This window comes from Streptomyces sp. NPDC001858 (assembly GCF_053594615.1).
In genome coordinates, this window is record NZ_JBSFEV010000034.1 from 65,905 (window position 1) to 85,338 (window position 19,434).

Here is a 19,434-nt window from a genome sequence, read left to right on the forward strand (position 1 = left end):
AGCCGGATGGGTGGTGGGGGTGGTGCGGGTGGTGGCGCGGTGGGGAGCCCGTCCGGTTGGCGGACCGGTCGGCGTCAGGCCGACTCGCGTACGACCAGGCTCAGCGGAGTCACCAGGGGCGGCGTCGGCAGCGATCGGCCGGTCACGCCGTTGACGATCATCCGGGCCGCGCGGCCCACGAGCACGTCGAGGTTGTTGTCGATGGTCGTCAGCGGCGGCATCGCGAACGGCGCCAACTTGTCGTTGTCGACGCCGATGACGGCCAGGTCGCCGGGCGCGGCGAGACCCACCCTGCGCATGCCTGCGAGGAGGGCGAAAGCCGTCTCGTCGTTGTAAGCGCAGATCCCCGTGACGGCGGGGACGGCCGCGTGCCACTGCTCGGCGGCCGCGGCGGCAGCCGAGATGTCGAGGGGCACCTCCAGTACGACGGGAGGTTCCAGGCCGAGTTTTGTGCACGCGGCACGAGCGCCGTCGAGCCGCAGCGCCAGGAATTCCCGGAGCCGGGTGTCCCCGGGAGCGGCGTAGCCGATGCGCGAGTGCCTCGTCGCCGCCAGTCGCTCGACCTGCATGGCGCCGATGAGATGCTGAGGGATGGTCAGGACGCCGGGGTCGTTCGTCGGCATCATTCCCGCGCCGACCACATGGATGCCGGCCGCGCGCATGCTGGCCGCGTCCTCGGCGGAGACGTCGAAGACCGTCATCACGGCCGCCGGCATGAGTTCCCGCCACAGCGACTCCAGCGGAGAGTGCCGCTCGCGCCGGGTGACGAGGTTCAGGCCGTGCCGCTCCAGCTCGTCGCCGAGGAGCTCGACCAGGGCCGTCAGGGTGCCGCCGACCGGAACGTCCGGAAGGAACATCAGCACCAGATCGCTGCGACCCAGGCGCAGCGCGCGGGCGGCGGCCGACGGCTTGTAGCCCAGCTTCGCCACCGCGTCGAGGACCCTGCGCCGGGTCTGCTCGGAGATCTTCTGGTTGGGCACGTCGTTCAGCACATAGCTGACGGTGGTCTGCGAGACCCCTGCCTCTTTGGCCACGTCGGTCGCCGTCACACGGCCGGTCCTGCGCGCCACGGGAGCCTCCTGGAGAACAAGTGGGACAAGCCGATACGGCACGCCCGACCGGACGGCAAGCATCACTGAATCGTAACAGTGAAGGCCCGGGACACCCGAGACTTCGGACACCCCGCCCAGGGAAATCCGGGGCGTCGCCGTTAGCCACGGGGTCAGCGGGCGGTGGGGTGGCAGGGCGGCACGGTGATGGAGCGGCACGGCCGTGGAGCGGCGGGGCGGTGGAGCGGCGGGGCGGCGGGGCGGTGGGATGGACGCGGATGTCGCTGATCGCCGCGTCAGCGTGCCCCCGCCGTTGCGGGAGGACTGCTGGCAGCCGAGGTCGAGGGGCCGGGTGGCCTTCCACGGGGTGTGCAATTCAACTTCTTTTCCCGCAGGACTCGGCGCGGAACTCTGGTTGCAGCCCAGATCGCTTGGTAGCAGACTGAGGAGTGGGAATTTCCGAAGGCTACCCATATGCACGTGGAGACCGTAACCTCCGTGCGGGAATGGACTGCCCGCTTTCCGGCTCGATCACTTCGCCGCTTGCCCGCTCATGTTGCATCATCAGGGGGTCCAGGCATCATGGCGACTATTCATGACTCCAGTGGTATCTCGTTCGAGGTGCCTTCACCTGTTCATACGGAAGCCGAGAGCGCAGGGTTTGATTCTGCAGTCACGGTTTGGACTGCGAACGGATACCAAATAACGATCGACAGGGGTCCGTTCGCCGATCCGCTCACCCAGTACCGCTCCCGGCCCGGGCACGCTGCTGCCGATGAATCGGTGAACGGCGGGAATGTCCGAGTCGTGGAATTTACAGACGCTGACGGTACCAAGGTCGTGGGTGCACACTTCCCGCGTCGACCTGATGAAACCGGTGCGGATGGCATCTCCGCTGCGATGACAGTGATCGTCAGATTGGACCCCGGAACTCCGGAAGACGTGGCTTTGAAAATCATCGGGAGCATCCGATTCCCGACCTCGATCAGAAAAAAGGGAGAATGACATGGCACAGGCAGCCTTCATCGCCTTTCCCGAGGTTGCGAAACTGCCCACCGTCGACGTCGGCGAAAAGGCGGACGGGTTGGAGGCAGTCCAGGGATACCTTTCCCGATTCGGCTATCTGCCCGACAGTCGCACGACAAGCATGGTCGACATGGCCACGTCCAGCGCACTGAAGAAGTATCAGGAATTCAACGGGATCCCCGCCACAGGAGCGTTCGACGAACGCACGCGTACGTTGATGACGCAGTCCAGGTGCGGCATGGCGGACCTGCGCGACGGCGTGGAGTTCGCGACCACCTGCGGTTGGACGCGCCGCATCCTCACCTTCGCCTTCGACACCGGTACGGGCGACGTCGCAGGAAACCAGGAGTTCGACGCTGTCCGCGGCGCCTTCAGATCGTGGGCGGGCCCTGCCGGGTTCACTTTCAACGAGGTCGCGCCGAATCAGAACCCTGACATCCTGGTCGGATGGCGGCCGGCGAGCGACCCCGATCACAGCATGGTCGGCGGTATCCTCGCGCACGCCGACTTCCCGCCCGGCTGCGGAGTCGTCACCAATGGCAGCCTGCCGAAGCCCGTTCACTTCGACGACACCGAGCACATGTGGAGTATTGGGGCCGCAGTCGGAGCCTTCGATGTGGAGACGGTCGCTCTGCACGAACTCGGCCACATCCTGGGCCTGGGTCACTCGAGTGTGGCCGGTGCGGTCATGGCGCCGTCGGTCGGGCCGAACTCGACGAAGACAACCCTGACTCAGGACGACATCGACGGTGTCCGCAACCTGTATGCCCCGAGCGCTTGGTCGGGGTGGGAGTCTCTCGGTGGTGTGATCACCAGTAACATCGCGACGTCTGTGAATGCCGATGGGCGGATGGAGTTCTTCGCTCGGGGGACGGATGGTGCGGTGTGGCATCAGTGGCAGACGGCTCCGAGTAATGGGTGGTCGGGGTGGGAGTCCCTGGGTGGTGTGATCACCAGTGACATCGCGACGTGTGTCAATTCGGATGGGCGGATGGAGTTCTTCGCCCGCGGTACCGACAACGCGGTGTGGCACCAGTGGCAGACGGCTCCGAGCAATGGGTGGTCGGGGTGGGAGTCTCTCGGTGGTGTGATCACCAGTAACATCGCGACCTGTGTGAATGCCGATGGGCGGATGGAGTTCTTCGCTCGGGGGACGGATGGTGCGGTGTGGCATCAGTGGCAGACGGCTCCGAGTAATGGGTGGTCGGGCTGGGAGTCCCTGGGTGGTGTGATCACCAGTGACATCGCGACGTGTGTCAACTCGGATGGGCGGATGGAGTTCTTCGCCCGCGGTACCGACAACGCGGTGTGGCACCAGTGGCAGACGGCTCCGAGCAATGGCTGGTCGGGGTGGGAGTCTCTCGGCGGCGTGATCACCAGCAACATCGCGACCTGTGTGAATGCCGATGGGCGGATGGAGTTCTTCGCTCGCGGGACGGATGGTGCGGTGTGGCATCAGTGGCAGACGGCTCCGAGTAATGGGTGGTCGGGGTGGGAGTCTCTCGGCGGCGTGATCACCAGCGACATCGCTGTGAGCCGGAACCGGGACGGGCGGATGGAGTTCTTCGCTCGCGGGACGGATGGCGCGGTCTGGCACCAGTGGCAGACGGCTCCCAGCAATGGGTGGTCGGGCTGGGAGTCCCTCGGCGGTGTCATCACCAGCAACATCGCGGTGAACCTGAACTCGGACGGGCGGATGGAGTTCTTCGCCCGCGGCACCGACAACGCGGTCTGGCACCAGTGGCGGACCCAGGCGTAGTTGACCGGCAGCCAGGACAGACCACACGGCGAGAACGGGTGTCTGATATGACAAAAGCGAACGGAAGCTATTCCACGACCAACGGTGCGGCGGCTGCGCAGCAGCACGGCATGCCGCAGGGTGCGATGGAGCCTCGGGCCGCAGGCGCGGCGAGTGTCGTCGGGGCGCATGGGATGCCACAGGGCGGAATGGAGCCTCGCGCCGCGAGTGCGGCGACTGTGCAGCAGGACGGCATGCCGCAAGGTGCGATGGAGCCCCGGGCCGCGAGTGCGGCGAATGTCGTCGGGGGGCCGAATGTCGTCGGGGGGCATGGGATGCCAGAGGTGGTCATGGAGCCACGCGCAGCGAAGAGTTGAGATGACATCGGCCCACCTGTCGTGGGCGCGCGCCCGGACCCGTCGCCTGATCGGCGACGGGTTTCCGGGCTGCTGCGCAGCCAACTCATCAGTCAGCGTGCCCAGTTCGTCGGGGCGAGCCGTGATCCGCTGCACGGGTTTGCACACCTGCCTCGGTCCTGGTTTGCGCGCGACTCACATCGGTCGCATGGTGGAAACAAGGCAACCGTGACCGACCGGCAGGTGCACTCCTCGACCGGCGGCCTCCATCCTCGTCCGAGGAGGCGCGATGGTTGCTATCTCCAACGTGCGCTTCGGCAAGCGCAACGATGAGGTCAAGGCCACTCAGACGGCGCTCATCGCAGTGGGAATGAGCATCCCCGCCGGCGCCACCGGGTTCTTCGGTGAGCAGACGAGAACGGCCTACGCGGAATGGCAGCGCATGCTGGGATTTACCGGCTCGGCTGCCGATGGATTCCCCGGATGCGACTCACTGGACAAACTCGGAGCCAGAGCCGGATTCGTTGTCGACTGCCGTCATCCCGGTGCCATCACCAAGAGTTCCGTACGTTTCTCGAAGAACTCTGGTCTGGCCGTCGACGAGCCCACGGCCCGCGCGTTCGCCGAGCAGGCATGCGACCTGACCGGCGCACCGAGGAGTTGGGCCACGGGGGTCGGCAACGGAGCGAACCTGCTGACCCTCATCCGCCGCGAGTCGTCCTTCATACCGAACGCGGTGAACCTGGCTGATGTGAACGCAACAGGCCCAGTCCAGTCGGACGGCGCAAAGCTCAACTGCTCGCGCGGCTACGCGCAGGTGATTCCCGGGACGTTTGCGGAGAACCACCAGGCGGCTACGTCCGACCGGATCTACGACCCGGTGGCGAACATCGCGGCAGCGATCAACTACATCTGGCGGCGGTACGGCGACATCTCGCGCGTTCAACAGGCCAATCCGCATCGTGATCCGGCTCCTTACTGAAGGGAAAAGGAAATGCCTGCTTTGGCGCCCTTCCCAGGATCGACCTTCTTCCACAAGGGACAACGCAGTCCGCTGATCGCCGCGATGGGCAAACGCCTGGTGAAGGAAGGATGCGGCAAATACCGGACAGGTCCGGGACCCGAATGGACGGACGTGGACCAACAGTCGTACGCCGCCTGGCAACGCAAGATCGGATTCAAGGGGGCCGAAGCCGACGGCATGCCGGGAAAGAGTTCCTGGGACCGGCTCCAGGTCCCGACGATGTCACCTGCTCCCGGTGGCCGCGTCGCCTCTCCTGTACCAGGACGCCCCGTCACGACCGCCCACCGAGTGAAGGGGCCGCAGTGGAGCCTGGGTTATCACACCGGCGCGGACTACGCGGCTCCGAAAGGCACACTCTGTGTCGCGGTGCTCAAGGGTTCCATCGTCCGCAAAGGGTTTGACAGCAGTTACGGCAACTTCCTCGTGCTGCGCGCCGACCGATTCGACTACTGGTACTGCCATCTCTCCGAACAGACCGTCAAAGGCGGTCCGGTCAAGGCCGGCCAGAAGATCGGAGAAGTCGGCTCGACCGGGAAGTCCACTGGCCCTCACCTTCACTTCGAGAAGCGCCCGGCCGGTGGCGCCTTCGGATCCGACGTACCGCCCACCTGGTAGCCGTCGTGCCCCCGGGTCGGTCCACGGCTGACGACGATCCGGGGCCAGGCCCAGGCCCAGGCCTGAAGTTGAACGGCATTTGCGTACATCTCGGGATGCGAGCACGCAACCGAAGGCGGACGATGGGATGGGTGGGGAACCCATTCCCGGAGTGGAGTGTGTGGAGCGGTCGGCCGACGCGGGGCCGTCTCGCGGATACCACGGATACGGGATACCACGGATACGACGGACACCACGGATATTCCTCTTGCGCCGTGCCCACCGCTCTACCAGCTCTACCGGTTCCTCCCCCTGCCGAACGGCTATTGCCGCCCGGGAAGTTCAACCGGTTACGTGCCGATTCCGGACCGGTTCGCTGCGTGGAGGCACTGACATGCCTGTGCTTTTCTTCGACATAGGAGCGACCCTGGCGGATGCCAGGGAGGAGGCGGACGGCTCGCTGACGCTGCTGCCCCGACCGCGCGTCCTTGAAGTGCTTGACGCCTTCCTCGACGTGCGCATGGGCGTCATCTCCAACCCGGGCCCGGGTGAAGGCGCCGCGCAGCGGGCCGCAGCGGCTCTGCGGGCGGCGTTCCCCGACCGGTTCACGGACGATGCGCTCATCCATTGGGGCCCCAAGACCAGCCGGGAGATCTTCGATGAGGCGGTCGCCGGCACGGGGGGAGAGGGGACCCCGACCGCCGAGGCCGACGAGTGCGTCTTCGTGGGCGAGGACCACGACGAGCGCGGATTCGCCGGACAAGCCGGGCTGCGTACGGCGGCCCACCCCGTGTTCACCGGTGCCGCCCTGGAGAACCGTCCCGTCCACTGGGCGCGGATCGAGCTGCCCGAGGACCAAGGGCTGCCTGCACTGGAAGCGGTCCTGAACCAGACCGAGGTCGTTCCCGTGCACATCGCCTCCACGCGGCTCGTGCTCGCCATGGCCAGCATGCGCGGCGCCGCGGCACTCGAACAGGCCGGTTTCACGGTCGACCTGCGGGGACCGGTGGAGGACACGGCGGCCTTCCTGATCCGCGACGACCGCAACCACACCCCTGCCGACGGCGTCGCGGTCGGCCCGGACAGGGCGATCGCCCACGCCAGGTCCGCGTTCGGCGTCGTCGCAGACGGACTCGCCGGCCTCACCGCCTCACGTCTCCTCCCGCTGGGTCCCGCACCAGGCGGTGTCTACGTCGCCGCACCGGCCGGCGCTCCGATCGAGGACGTCCACCTGCCCGGCGCGAAGCCCGGCCACACCGAGCGACTGCTTCCGGACCCGGCACTCCTCTCCCGCCCCGGCGAGGCAGGGGCACAAGGACTCGCCGCAGGCCTTGCGGGAGGCCCGGCGGAGCCGGGCAGGCCCGCGTCGGCAGCCGGCAATGGCCGTCCCTCCGCGGAGACGATCGCCGCGGTACGCGCGGCCGTGACCCCCGAGGTACTCCGCCGCCATGTCGCGCGCATCTCCGGCGTCGCACCGCTCAGAGACGGCGAGGCGCTGCTGGTGAGCAGCCGTGACGCGGCCGCCGCGGACAACCCCCGAGTCGTCGAAGCGCTCGCGGACCGCTTCCAGAACCTCGGCCTGACGGTGCGACTGCACCGATTCCGGTGGCACGGACGCCGGTTGTTCAACGTCGAGGCCGAACACCGGGTGGCCGGGGCGGACTCCACGGTCCTCATCACCGCGCATCTGGACTCCACTGCCTCCAACGGTGAATTCGTCGACGAGAACGGTGACCCCCGTTTCTACGATCCTGCCGTCGACCCCGCACCGGGCGCCGACGACGACGGCAGCGGGACCGCCGCCGTCATGGCCGCAGCGGAGTGCCTGCACGACTTGCTCGACGAGGGCAGGACACCGACCCGGAACGTGCGCTTCGTGCTCTTCAACGCCGAGGAACAGGGCCTGGTCGGCAGCAAGTTCTATGCGCGGGCAGCCGCGGCGGCGGAAGACCGCATCGCCGCCGTCTTCCAGATGGACATGATTGCGGGTCGCCAACAGGGCAGCCCACCCACCGTCGAGATCCACGCCGGCTCCGCGGTGCCGGGTCCGGTCGTCGACGCATCCGACACGCTGGGCGCTCTCGTCGCGGACACCGTCCCCGCTCTCGACCCCGCGGTGATGGTCCAACAGCTCACGGGCCCTTCCGATCCGGCGATCGGCCGGAGCGACCACGCCAGCTTCCACGAGCGGGGGTGGGCGGCCATCGCCGTCTCCGAGGACCTTTTCGCTCCGGACGGCGGGCCCGGCACGGGCACCAGGCAGTACCACACCCCTGGCGACACCCTCACCGACCAGGATCACAGTCCCGAGTTCGCGGCCACGATCGCCCGCTCGGTCACGGCGGCCGCATTCACCCTCGCGGGCGTGTAACCGACAAGCCAGCCGAAGCCGGGCGGTCCAGGACGGACGCCGGGGCGTTCCTCGCCGAGACCGATAGCGTGGCGGAGACCGAGCTGCGGGTGGACGACGCACCGGTCGGCCTCGCCGACGGCGACCACATCGCCCGCGCCGAGGAATACCCCTCGTCGGTCTCGGGGGCGATCGGCTTCGCCGCCGGAGAGCCCGTCGAGTTCGAGTCCGATCCGAAGCTGACGAGCACCAGCGGGGGCATGCAGGTGGTCAGCCTCCGGCAGACGCTCAACGGAAGGTGTGGCTGCACGAGGACGGCACGGTCGACAGGGCCGTCGGTGACACGGTGAGCGTGCCGAGCAACGTGCCACGGCGGGAGAGACCGAGAACGCCATTGAGCGCCAGACATGACGGCGTGCGGCGGGTCTGTTCTTGACCGGCGCGCAGTTTCATCGTGGTGTGTCCCTCGCCCGCGGCAGGCTCTGGTGCTGTTTGAATCGCCGTATGACCAAGCATGATGATGCGGCTCTTTTCGGTAACCGTTTCCTGACTGTGCCCGCTCCTTCGGAGGCCTTTCCCGAGGAAGGAATGGCCGCGACGGACGCAATGAGGCTCGTGGACGTGGATCTCGCCATGGAGGGCGACCCGCAGCGCAATCTCGCGACGTTTGTCACGACTTGGATGGAGCCGGAGGCGCAACGGCTGATCGCCGAGAATCTCCACCGCAATTTCATCGACCATGCGGAGTACCCCATTTCCGCCGAGATCGAGCAGCGTTGCGTGCGCATGCTCGCAGACCTCTTCCACGCCCCGGGCAGGACGACGGGATGCCGGACCCAGGGCTCGTCCGAGGCGATCATGCTCGGCGGGCTGTCGCTGAAGTGGAAATGGCGCGAGCGCCGCCAGGCAGCCGGCCTGTCGATCGACCGGCCCAACTTGATTTTCGGCGGAGACGTCCACGTCGTGTGGGAGAAGTTCTGCCGCTACTTCGACGTCGAGCCGCGGATCGTGCCGCTTGCCGAAGGCAAGTACACGATCGGCCCGGAGGACGTGGAGAACCGCCTCGACGAGAACACGATCGGCGTCGTCGCCGTCCTCGGCACCACGTTCACCGGCCACAAGGACGATGTCGGCGGGATCGACAAGCTCCTGCGGGACGTCCGCAAAGAGCGGGACCTCGACATCCCGATCCACGTCGACGGCGCCAGCGGCGCATTCGTGTGGCCCTTTCTGTACCCGGACTCGAAATGGGACTTCCGGCTCGAGCAGGTCCGTTCGATCAACGTCTCGGGACACAAGTACGGCCTGGTCTACCCCGGCATCGGATGGCTGGTCTTCCGCGAGGAGTCCGACCTGGCCAAGGACCTCGTGTTCTACGAGAACTACCTGGGCAAGACCGATGCGACGTTCACGCTGAACTTCTCCACCGGTGCGTCAATGGTGCTCGCGCAGTACTACAACTTCGTCAGGCTCGGCCGCCAGGGCTACACCTACGTCATGAAAATGATGCAGGAAAACGCCCGCACATTGGCCGACAACCTGCGCAGCAGCGGCCGCTTCGAAGTGATCGGGAGCGACCTCGAACAGCTGCCGCTGGTCGCCTTCCGTCTTGCGGGCGAGCACGCCTACGACGAGTCCGACATCGCCTGGCAGCTCTCGGCCGAGCGGGGCTGGATGGTGCCGGCCTACACGCTCCCGCCCAACGCGGAGCGGGTGAAGATCCTGCGCGCCCTGGTCAAGGAGACCCTGAGCCGCGAACAGATCGATCGCCTGAGCCGAGACATCTCCGACGCATGTCGCACCTTGGACGACAAGGGCGCCACCCACGGGACCGAGCGGACCCAGGTCAAGCGCGGCACCGGCTACTGACACACTCTGACACAGCAGCAGTTTCGGCCGAACCGGGCACCGGCACCCCCAGCAGGCCACAGCGCCTCGCGGCGCACCTGTGGATCGGCGCCGCCCGCACCGCCGTCCTCATGACTCCGGCCTCGACGCAGAGCGCTCGGGCAGGGTCCCCGGTGGTCGAACGTGATGCACACCGGGAGCCCGTGCCTGCTCATGCACAAGACCAACCTGCGGAGTGGCGCGCCGCCGCTACCGTCCCCCGCACGGTCAAAACGGTCAGCCGACCAGCTCGGCGATGCTCCGGGCCGCCAGCCACAGGCCGAGCAGCAGGGAGAGCGTGACGATCAGCTGCTCCTGATGCTGCTCCAGCCAGCTCCGCAGGGCGTTCAGCCGGGCGTTCGCGACCGCGGGCGCCCGCACCATGTACATCTCCATGACGATAAGGCTGAGCGTGGCCAGCAGACAGTAGCCGGTCAGCGCGAGCCAGCCGGCAAGGGTGGAGAGGCTCGCCTCGACAGCGGTCGCGGCACCGGCGCCGACCAGAGCCCAGGGCTGCAACAGCCATGCCAGACCGGCTGCCGCGGCCGGAGAAGCGTTGTCGATCCGGGCGGCCCAGCGTGGCGGGCCGTGCGGACGGGGCGGCCGGCGGTACCGGTGTGCGCTGTACAGCACCAGTGCCAGGCCGATGGCGAGTTTCGCATCGATCACGGCGGTCGAAGGCACGCTGTGACGAGCCGGGGGCTGTCCGCCGGTCAGCAGCACCACACAGGCGATCACGACAAGCAGGTTGGCCAGCCACGACAGCAGGAACGCCATACCCTGGCGAACGCCGCGCCGCGACGAGAGCAGCAGGATGAAGGCGCTGTTGTGCAAGGGCCCCAGACTGATGGCCGTACCGATCACAACCAGGTCGAGGACCATCGGATCAGCCGCTCCTGGGTGTCAGGACCGTCGGGCCGCCTTGTGGACGGGTGGACCGATCGGCAGAGTGAGGCGGCGTTGCTGCGGTGCCGCATCCCGACTCTGCAAGCGACGGCCCGGCTGGTCAAGCAGGCCACGCCCGCACGGCGGCACCGACTGTCCGGCAGTCTCCCGGGCGAGCCTGGCCTGGGCTTCAGCGTCGAGGTTGACGGACTGCTGGACCCGCCACGAACACGCGACACGGGTCCACGGCCGCTGCCCCTGTTCCCACACCGACCGGTTGCCGGCCGGAGGGGACACCGAATCGCGCAGGCACTCGGCTACCGCGCCAAGAACACCACCCTCCAGGTCACGGCGACCGACGGAACCTGGAGCCGGTACGCTCCCGCCGACCGCTGAGGAGCGTGTCGTCGCCGATGGGGCTGCGTGTCTGTCAGCCCTGCTCGCTAGGGTCCACATTGCAGTCAGCCGCAGAAGGACTCTCGCGGACCTCGGGGTCGACCACGGCCCGTCCCGAACCTCGGCCATCGCCGCCATTCCTTCGGGAGTCAGCCGATCCGTGGCAGCGATCGCTCATCGCGAATCCGCGGCTTAGACGACGACGGCTGCTTCGGCGAGCGCCCATGGCACTCCGCAGTGTGGCGCATCCGGGATCAGGGGCGGATGCCCGGCGGGAATCGCCTGCAGCTGGGCCGCGGTATCGGGGTTGCGGACGGTGGCTGCGGTCACCCGCAGATCCCGCGCGACAGAGACCATCGATTGCGCCTCCGGCCCCGCACACACCAGCAGCACAATTCACACGCCACTACAGCGAGCAACTACTGGCGCAGGACACTGGCCTGGGCAAGCCCCTGAGGTGGCGCTTGAGACTGGATCGGACAAGCGTTGGATCTCGTTGGACCTCGCTGGACCTCGTTGGAGAACTCTGCCTTGTAGCGCCGCCTCGACCGCGAGAATGAGTGTGGTACGCGACACAGGAGTGGTGACCATGGGCAGGGCTCAGAACGAGGCGCCGGCAATCAGTCTGTCCAAGATGCAGGCGCAAGCACCGGACTTGGTCAGCCTCTACAAGTCCGCTGGCTCCAGCGTGCGCGCGCATGGTCTTGAGGGAGTGCGCGCTGCTGTGTATCTCGTGCTGGACCGCTCTGGGTCGATGCGGCCTTACTACAAGGACGGCACCATGCAACATCTTGGTGAGCAGGTCCTCTCCTTGTCCGCCCACCTCGATGACGACGGCACGGTGCCGGTGGTGTTCTTCTCCACCGACGTCGACGGATCCACTGACCTCAGGCTCGGAGGCCATCGTGGCCGCATCGACAAACTGCACGAGAACCTCGGTCACATGGGGCGGACGAACTACCACTGGGCCATGGACGGTGTCATCGACCACTACCTGGCTTCCAACAGCGACGACCCAGCCCTGGTGATCTTCCAGACCGATGGCGGGCCCACCAGCAAGTTCGCCGCCGAACGATACCTGTGCAAAGCTGCCCGCTTGCCGCTGTTCTGGCAGTTCGTCGGCTTCGGCGACCCAGACGACAACGAGTTCGCCTTTCTCCGCCGCCTCGACGACTTGGCCGTGCCCAGGCATCGCATCGTCGACAACGCAGGCTTCTTCCACGCCGGCCGTGATCCGCGCACCGTACGTGACGATCTCCTCTACGACCGGCTGCTGCAAGAGTTCCCCAGCTGGCTTTCGTCGGCTCGCACGGCTCGGGTCCTGCAGTGAACGTCTGAACCGCCGATGAGGCGAAGCCGAGGGGTACTTTGGGCGAGCGTTGGCCGGATGCGCGTGAGACGGAGGGAAGGTCAGCGGCCCCACATGCGTACGGTCCGAGACCATCCCGGAGGGTGTGGCGCGACGATGAGAGTGGGCGGGCATCACAGGTGTTGCCGCAGCCCCCGGCCGCGGGCTCAGCAGCGACGGCAGGCGGCTGCTCCTCGCGTTCTGGGAGGCCGGGACGCGCGCAGCGGCTCGCGGCTGTCTGAGACGCAGCTGGACGATGCCGAGTACAGCAAGGGGCCGATCGCGATCGCCGCCGACTGGCCAATCCGACGCCTTTATGTCTCATGCGCCGATCATGCTTTGGTCACCGTGCGCGACGAGCTATGAGAGTTCGCGAATTTGTGTTCTTCGCCGCTACTCGTAGCCTCCAAACACGTGACCCTGCCTGGAGTTCGGCCAAGGCGACCTGGAGCAGTTCGGGCCTCGGCAACCGGTCCACGCCGTGCACCCGGCCGCGGCCGCCGCGCGCCCGGTGCCCGCCGGTCACCGTGATCTCTGTGTCGACGGCGTCGTGGACACATCCCCCACACCGCGCTTGGGCGTTTGCTTCGGGGCCACGCTGAAGCATGCACGTGCGGCCTTCAGAGGTCGGCCTGGGCGATGATGCGGTCCATCCACGCAGGTGGCAGCACGGGGTTGGCCGCAGCGTGGTCGGCGACTTTGGGCTCCGGGTCGGCCAGCAGTCGTTCGAGCAGGTCCGCACTGACGTTGGGATGCCTGGCCACTCCCGCGCGCAGGACCGAATCCTCGCCGTGCCCCAACCGGCGCAGCTCCGCGGCGGGCAGCTCGGGGTCCTCAAGGGCGAGGAGGCGCACCCTCGGGTCCGGCTCGTCCACCAAGCCGCGCAGTTCCCGGCGCGGGAAGTTGGGGTGCTCCACCAGCCGGGGCCGGAAGGCGGAGGGATCACCGTGGGCCCGGACCAGTCGCAGCAGCGTCTCAGGCGGAACGTCAGATCGGAGGGCGGCGACGTAGCGGACGGATACGTCGGGGTCTTTGTCCAGTCGCTGCCATGCCTCGCCGGGAAGGTCCGTGCTCTCTGCCAGGGTTCGCCGGAACACCGCGTGCGGGCAGTCCAGGTAGGTCAGCCGCTCGGCGAGCGGCGCTTCCCGCAGCCAGGCGGGCCGGTAGGACGACCAGTGGAGGGCCACCTTGGCGTCGATGCTGCCGGTCGCCTCCTCGGCCTTCACCAGCGAGAGCAGGCGGTCCCGGGTCTCGGGTCGGACGTGGCGGCTGTAGGCCACCGCGACGCGTACGGATGGGTCATCGCTGTCCTGCAAACGGGCCACCATGTCGGCAGTCAGGCACGGGTTGCCGGCCACAGAGCGCAGCACCGACCTTTCCCCGGCCGCCAGCAGCCGCTCGAACTGCGCGGGCGTGAGTGGGAGACGTCGCGCGAGATTGGAGCGGACGGCCGGATCGGCGAGGCAGCGATCCCGGAGTTCCGGCGGGACGCCCGGGTGCTCGGCTCGCGTTGCTGCGGCCCGCACCCCGGGATCCGGATCGGTGAGAAGCGCTGACTGCACGGCGGCGGGCCGATCGTGCCAGCCCTGCGCGATCGCCGCGCGAATCCTGGAGTCGGGGCTGGCTGCGAGTTCCTCCAGCGGCCGGCCGTATGCCTCGACCATGGACTCGATGCCCAGCCCCGACCCACACTCCACCATGGTGCGAACGAGGTCAGCACGCGCGTTGCGGATCGCGGGGTCGGGATGTCCGGCGATCCGGCTGCGCATCGCCGGGGAGACCCGGCGCCCGTGCAACTGCGCCGCTAAATCGCTGCCGCCGTGGGTCAGCAGGGCCTCGGCGACCGCGCCCGGCAACTGCCCCTCGCGCATCAACAGCCCGTGACGGCCCGCATCGTGCGCGGCCAGGCGCACCAGGACCCCCGTTGGGGCATCCGGGTTCCGCCCGAGCCCGGACAACTGAGGCTGCTTGAGATGCACCATGCGCCCACATTAAGCGCCTGTCTTCGATCCCCGGTCTTGAGTAGCTTTGGGGCCCTAGGCTGGCGTGGTGTCCGAGGACGCCGGGCAGGCCCGGGAACGGGTGTGCGAAGGCTGCGGTGAACGGCTGAGGCCGGAAGCACGGCCGAATGCGATGTACTGCTCCGCGGCCTGTCGTTCCAGGCAGTGGCGCCGGGCCCGCCGGTTGCGTAAGCGGGTTGCTGCTGAGTTAAGCGGGGCCGGTCGGGCCGAGTGCCCGAGCGCGGGGCCACTTGGGTAGCCGGGGTGGACCGTCGTTCGTACGCCGTCTACTGCTCGCGGCGGTGTGTCACGAGGGCCCGGAGGGCCCGAACGGAAACGTTCGGCGAACGGTCACTGTGACCGCATCGCGAACGCATCCGAATCGCAATTTCCGTCAGATACTGGTCACTTATGGTCGCTTGTTATGATCATCGCATTCCCGGTCTGACTCTCAGCCCAGAAGGCGGGCCGGGTTTTGTCACGGCCGCGGGGCCGTGCCCCGGCCTCGCCGTGGGTGGTGAATGCCATGCCCGAAAAGATCCAGGCGACCAGTCAGATCGGCAAGAGCGGCAGCGTCACCGAGAAACCGATATGCGGAGATCGTGGCTGAGCTGCGGAAACTGGTCGAGACGGCCAGACGCGCCCAGTTCACGATCGGCGACTACGCACTCGAGGTCGAGCCGATGCGCGAGCACGGAGGTGTCTCGCCGGCCGACGAGCTGTTCACGGTCAAGGACTCGCTGTTCCGCCTGTCCGAGGACATCGGACTGTCGTACTCGGCGGTGAAGCAGGGCCCGGTGGACCGCCGCGAAGTGGCCCAAGGACCGCCGGGTGTCGGGACTGTCCTTCACCGTCCACAACATCCTCGCGGGCATCACCGACGACGAGGAACGGTGGACCACGATCCTGACCCCGCCCGGGGGCAAGTTCCGGTGGACTCCGGACGAGGACAAGGTCCGGGTGGTGCAGGAACTGACCTGCGACGATCACGTCGCCGCCGAAGTGACCACTGGCCTGCTCCGGCGCCCGGACGTCTCCTTCCGCGCCATGTCGGACGATTATCCGGACTACGGGTTGGCTGCCGCCTGATCTCAATAAGGCCAGGTCCGCAGCGGTACACCTGGATAGGCCGTTCTGCACACGGGCTACTCGTCATGACCGTCGTCCGGGTCGTTCCCCGGGCCAAGAGTGGTGATACCTGGTTCGCGAGACCGATCGGATGATCTTGGAGATCACCGCGTGGGTAGCCGAGCGGCGCTGGTCAATCCGCGGCTGCGAGTCGTTCCAAGGCATGGCGCTGATCGACGGAACCACGCACGATCTGGTCCAGGTCGCCAGGTCGCCAGGTCGCCAGGTCGCCAGGTCGCCAGGTCGGCGCAAGCCTGGTACGACGGGGCAGCGCTGACCGACGTCTCCCGAGCCGCGTCGTTCGTGCACCTCACCGGCCGCTTCGACGTGGCCGACCACGATCCGGTGCGACTGGCCGAGTCCGAGTGGCAGCACCTGCTCACGGAGGCAGACGAGGTGGACTGGCCCGAGTATCGCGCGCTCGTGAATTCGGCATACGCCGAACCGGCGCTGCGGGGGCTCTACCCGTTCACGAGCCACTGGACGCTGCGATTCTCCTCCAGTACCCGCCCTCGCCTCACGGTCAATCCGCTTTGCTTGAACGCGCATCGGGACAGCCGCTACACCCTCAGTGCCAGCTTCATGGGTGACGTGCTTGTCGACACGATCACGGTGGCGGACGCCGTGTCGACAGCCGTGCGCCATCAGCCCTCCGGCCTTGGACCTGTCACTTCTGGAGCCGCCTGAGAAGCGCCTGGTCTCGGGTGGAAGGATGACGTGCATGCGCTTGCCTCAACCTGATGATCTGACCTCGCTGGTCCTGCGTACCGACTTCAGCAGCGAGGCGGCATGGGAGACGGTGCAAGCAGCGATCGACGGCTTGGGCGACTACCGCAACGCGACCTTCGTCAGTGACCGCTCCTTCACCGATGTCAGTGTTAAGGCGCTGGTGGACGCGGATGCTGTCGCTGATGACGACGACAAGCTGTGTTACGTGTTCCTCGCTGACGCGACCACCATGACCGGCGAGGAGCATCCACTCCTGGCCGTCGACCTGTATGACGAACCCGGTCGGACGTTCCGGGTTCCGCCCCGTTGGTACGCCGATGTCTCCAACAACCTGACCATCGCCAACATGGACTTCTCGGAGTTCGCCGACGCCACCGACGAATCGGACACGTACTACGGCTTCGAGGACGGGTGATGACGTTCATGCCGAGGTCGGTGCGCCTACCCCGGCTGGCGCTGCGGCTGCGTTCCAGAGTGCGGTCGAGGGCGACGAGCTTCTCCTTGGCCTTGGTGAGGCTGACTTGGAGTCCTTGGACTTCGCCGAGCCAGCCGTTCGTCCGCGCTTGTGCAATGCGCTCGGAGAGGTTGCGGATGATTTCGACCAGCCGAGGCCGCTGCCTGGGGGAAACCCGCAGCATCGGGCAGCGCAGGCCCCGTTGACTGAACGAACCCTAGAGCTTGACCAGTTCAGTGGGCGGATGGAGTCATTGAGCACTACGGTCACCGGTCGTGATGAACGATGCTCCCCGACGAGATTTGGCGGCCCTGGTGGTGCCCCGGTGGGGTCGGCTGGTGGAGACCGGCGACCGGTACGAGCCCTACCGGCTGATCGATCCCGACGGACCCGCCGTCGAGGCGGTCGCCGCCTACTTTCAGGAGTTGCCGGCCGCGGGGAAGGTGCCATCAACGGTTCGCTCCTACGGGATGGATCTGTTGCGGTGGTGGCGGTTCCTGCAGGCCGTGGACGTTTCGTGGGACCGGCGACCCGTCGGGAGGCCGGGGACTTCAGCTGCTGGATCCAAGAGACCGCCAAACCCAGGAAGATCAAGGCCAAGGCCCCGCGAGCGGTACGGGGAGCCGGTGCCGCGAACCCGCGAAAATCTGCGGACACGCCGCTCTGGGCACGACCATGGGTTATGCCGCGATCTACCCAGAGGACGTGATCTCCCCTCAACGGGCCTTCATCGCCCGTCGCAGAACCGAACGGCCCAGCGAGGAGTATCGCGAGCTCACCACCACCGAGTGGAACGAGTTCCTGGCCCACTTCGAACTCCGCAAGGTAGCCCTGGGAACCTGTGGCCGCGACAACGCGACCCTGTGCCGGCATGAAAACGCCTGTGTCAGATGCCCCCTACTTTCTTGTGGAACCGGCCCAGATGCCACGTCTCCAGGAGATCCACGCCAACCTCGTCGACCGCCTCCAGGAGGCCCGCGAACCAGGGCTGGCTCGGTGAGGTCGCCGCCATCGAGGCCACCATGGCCGCCGCCGCGCAGAAGCTGGAGGCCATGCGCGAGCGTGCAACTCAGCCGTCCACGGTCCACCTCGGCATGCCCGACATCCGCCGCAACACCGAACGAAGCAGCGCCGATGCTGAGAGATCCTTCCCATCGGATCACAAGCTTCGCGGATGACCTACGAAGAGCTGTGCTGGGAACCGATAGCGGCGCCTCCAGAAGGCGAGCCCGAGACGTCCTTCGGCGGGCGTTGGGAGGACCGGCTCTGGTTGAACGTTCCTGGCCCCTTCTATACCGGCATCGCCGACAACTGTTGGACGGGCCGGCTGCACGCACCGCGTCATGTGCTCTACGGTGGCGAGTACTTCGGTGAATATGTGTATCGCCAGCTGGCGACCACGGCCGAGGTCCTGAACCTGGTGACAGCAGCCCAGGAAGATCCGTACCGCGGCTATGCCTACGACGGCGACAGCCGATGGACACCCGAGGCTGTTCGGGACTGGTGGCGCGACCGTGGGCGGGTCACCGAGTACCTGGAGTCCCTACTGCCCGCATGGTCGTCCAGCGACAGGTCTGACGAGCGGGAAGCGACGGAGGGGCTGAGGGACTTTGCCGCCTACATCACTGAAGGGCTCGGCGCGGACCTCCGGAAGTACCTCTTCCGGCTTGAAGAGGGCTGCTACCCGAAGAACTCCGGACCACTGCCTGAGCTCCGGTAAGCAATGACGGCTATGGGGTGCTCGGTGCGCTCGCACCTGGATACCCGTGAAGTGGGCTCAGGTGCAAGGTGGCGCGACCTCGATGGCCGTGACGGTGCGCAGGGTCGTCGCGCGCATCGACGCCGAGCAGCCAAACGAAGGTGCGAAGCAGTAGTTCTGAGGACTGCAACGAGGGGATGACCGTCTTCCTCTGTTCCAAGTGCGGCACCGCGATCACGCCGGAGCTGGCCGAGCTGGCCGCCGTCCCCGACCCCTCCGACGACGAACACGACCGGGACAAGGAGACACGCCGGGTACCCTCCACCGTTCCGCGGGGCCGCTACGCGATCGGTCCCGAGCCCTGGGGACCTCCCTGCGTCGCGCAGGACGATCAGGAGGACCCGAAGCCGGCTCAGTCGCGAGGGCCGCTGGTCTGCCGGAAGGAGGGCTTCGTCATCTCTGCGGGCGTCCCGGGCACGGTGCTGATGCACCCTGAGGACGCCCCCGACCTTCAACCGCTGCCTAACTGGGAGAACAGCACCGGCTGCTGCGGGCCGACGGGTGACGAAGGACTCAACCGAGCCTGTCCCTGCGGCTCCCCGGTCGCGATGCTAGCGGCAGACTGCTTCGGGCCCTACGAACTGCACCTCGATCCCGTCCGAACCTACGCGTTCTCCCAGTAGGCACGCTGAACGGCCGCCCCGGAGCGCGACCCGCCCAGGACGGCCTCTTGTCCGGCGACTTCACGACTATTTTCCGTTGCGAAGGCAC

General features: G+C 67.2%; 18 protein-coding genes. 13 read left to right on the top strand and 5 right to left on the bottom strand.

The annotated features are described in order from the left end of the window. Positions 1-74 precede the first annotated feature (74 nt). On the bottom strand, positions 75-1,070 hold the full coding sequence (locus tag ACWCPF_RS34735; protein ID WP_451049084.1) for a LacI family DNA-binding transcriptional regulator: 996 nt from the start codon (positions 1,068-1,070) through the stop codon (positions 75-77). 561 nt (positions 1,071-1,631) lie between these two features. Here ACWCPF_RS34735 and ACWCPF_RS34740 point away from each other — a divergent pair. The 7 genes from ACWCPF_RS34740 (at position 1,632) to ACWCPF_RS34770 (ending at position 10,006) form a co-directional block, all read left to right on the top strand. After that, positions 1,632-2,054 carry a hypothetical protein gene (locus ACWCPF_RS34740; RefSeq protein WP_451049085.1) on the top strand — a complete coding sequence of 141 codons (423 nt, stop codon included), beginning with the start codon at positions 1,632-1,634 and terminating at the stop codon, positions 2,052-2,054. Between the two features lies 1 nt (position 2,055). After that, complete coding sequence (locus ACWCPF_RS34745; RefSeq protein WP_451049086.1) at positions 2,056-3,834, top strand: matrixin family metalloprotease; 1,779 nt, start codon at positions 2,056-2,058, stop codon at positions 3,832-3,834. 624 nt (positions 3,835-4,458) lie between these two features. Further along, entirely contained in the window at positions 4,459-5,151 is a 693-nt protein-coding gene (locus ACWCPF_RS34750; protein ID WP_451049087.1) for a transglycosylase SLT domain-containing protein, read from the top strand. Between the two features lie 12 nt (positions 5,152-5,163). Further along, positions 5,164-5,808 carry a peptidoglycan-binding protein gene (locus ACWCPF_RS34755; protein ID WP_451049088.1) on the top strand — a complete coding sequence of 215 codons (645 nt, stop codon included), beginning with the start codon at positions 5,164-5,166 and terminating at the stop codon, positions 5,806-5,808. Positions 5,809-6,181: 373 nt separating this feature from the next. Beyond that, positions 6,182-8,158, top strand: a complete 1,977-nt coding sequence (locus tag ACWCPF_RS34760) for a M28 family metallopeptidase (RefSeq protein ID WP_451049089.1) — start codon at positions 6,182-6,184, stop codon at positions 8,156-8,158. Between the two features lie 68 nt (positions 8,159-8,226). Further along, positions 8,227-8,487 (top strand): hypothetical protein, encoded by a 261-nt coding sequence (locus ACWCPF_RS34765; protein ID WP_451049090.1) that lies wholly within the window; start codon positions 8,227-8,229, stop codon positions 8,485-8,487. Between the two features lie 154 nt (positions 8,488-8,641). Next, positions 8,642-10,006, top strand: coding sequence for a glutamate decarboxylase (locus tag ACWCPF_RS34770; protein ID WP_451049091.1), 1,365 nt, complete (start codon positions 8,642-8,644; stop codon positions 10,004-10,006). Positions 10,007-10,261: 255 nt separating this feature from the next. Here the strand turns inward: ACWCPF_RS34770 and ACWCPF_RS34775 are convergent, their stop codons facing one another. Both ACWCPF_RS34775 and ACWCPF_RS34780 read right to left on the bottom strand, forming a co-directional pair. Then, positions 10,262-10,906 (bottom strand): GAP family protein, encoded by a 645-nt coding sequence (locus tag ACWCPF_RS34775; protein ID WP_451049092.1) that lies wholly within the window; start codon positions 10,904-10,906, stop codon positions 10,262-10,264. 591 nt (positions 10,907-11,497) lie between these two features. After that, positions 11,498-11,662 carry a hypothetical protein gene (locus tag ACWCPF_RS34780; RefSeq protein ID WP_451049093.1) on the bottom strand — a complete coding sequence of 55 codons (165 nt, stop codon included), beginning with the start codon at positions 11,660-11,662 and terminating at the stop codon, positions 11,498-11,500. 232 nt (positions 11,663-11,894) lie between these two features. Here ACWCPF_RS34780 and ACWCPF_RS34785 point away from each other — a divergent pair, with 232 nt between their 5' ends. After that, positions 11,895-12,635, top strand: a complete 741-nt coding sequence (locus ACWCPF_RS34785) for a vWA domain-containing protein (RefSeq protein WP_451049094.1) — start codon at positions 11,895-11,897, stop codon at positions 12,633-12,635. 638 nt (positions 12,636-13,273) lie between these two features. Here ACWCPF_RS34785 and ACWCPF_RS34790 read toward each other — a convergent pair. Next, positions 13,274-14,635: a hypothetical protein gene (locus tag ACWCPF_RS34790; protein WP_451049095.1), complete on the bottom strand. Its 1,362-nt coding sequence runs from the start codon at positions 14,633-14,635 to the stop codon at positions 13,274-13,276. An 849-nt stretch (positions 14,636-15,484) separates the two neighbouring features. Here ACWCPF_RS34790 and ACWCPF_RS34795 point away from each other — a divergent pair. The 3 genes from ACWCPF_RS34795 (at position 15,485) to ACWCPF_RS34805 (ending at position 16,925) form a co-directional block, all read left to right on the top strand. Beyond that, positions 15,485-15,742, top strand: coding sequence for a DUF6192 family protein (locus ACWCPF_RS34795; RefSeq protein ID WP_451049096.1), 258 nt, complete (start codon positions 15,485-15,487; stop codon positions 15,740-15,742). 342 nt (positions 15,743-16,084) lie between these two features. Continuing rightward, a complete protein-coding gene (locus tag ACWCPF_RS34800) occupies positions 16,085-16,468 on the top strand; it encodes a DUF6193 family natural product biosynthesis protein (RefSeq protein ID WP_451049097.1) in 384 nt (127 codons plus the stop codon). Between the two features lie 34 nt (positions 16,469-16,502). Continuing rightward, positions 16,503-16,925 (top strand): DUF6924 domain-containing protein, encoded by a 423-nt coding sequence (locus ACWCPF_RS34805; RefSeq protein ID WP_451049098.1) that lies wholly within the window; start codon positions 16,503-16,505, stop codon positions 16,923-16,925. A gap of 925 nt (positions 16,926-17,850) precedes the next feature. Here ACWCPF_RS34805 and ACWCPF_RS34810 read toward each other — a convergent pair. Continuing rightward, positions 17,851-18,018, bottom strand: a complete 168-nt coding sequence (locus tag ACWCPF_RS34810; RefSeq protein ID WP_451049099.1) for a hypothetical protein — start codon at positions 18,016-18,018, stop codon at positions 17,851-17,853. 120 nt (positions 18,019-18,138) lie between these two features. Between ACWCPF_RS34810 and ACWCPF_RS34815 the strand changes: the two genes are divergently transcribed. Both ACWCPF_RS34815 and ACWCPF_RS34820 read left to right on the top strand, forming a co-directional pair. After that, complete coding sequence (locus ACWCPF_RS34815; RefSeq protein ID WP_451049100.1) at positions 18,139-18,684, top strand: hypothetical protein; 546 nt, start codon at positions 18,139-18,141, stop codon at positions 18,682-18,684. Positions 18,685-18,860: 176 nt separating this feature from the next. Further along, positions 18,861-19,346 (top strand): hypothetical protein, encoded by a 486-nt coding sequence (locus tag ACWCPF_RS34820; protein WP_451049101.1) that lies wholly within the window; start codon positions 18,861-18,863, stop codon positions 19,344-19,346. Positions 19,347-19,434 lie beyond the last annotated feature (88 nt).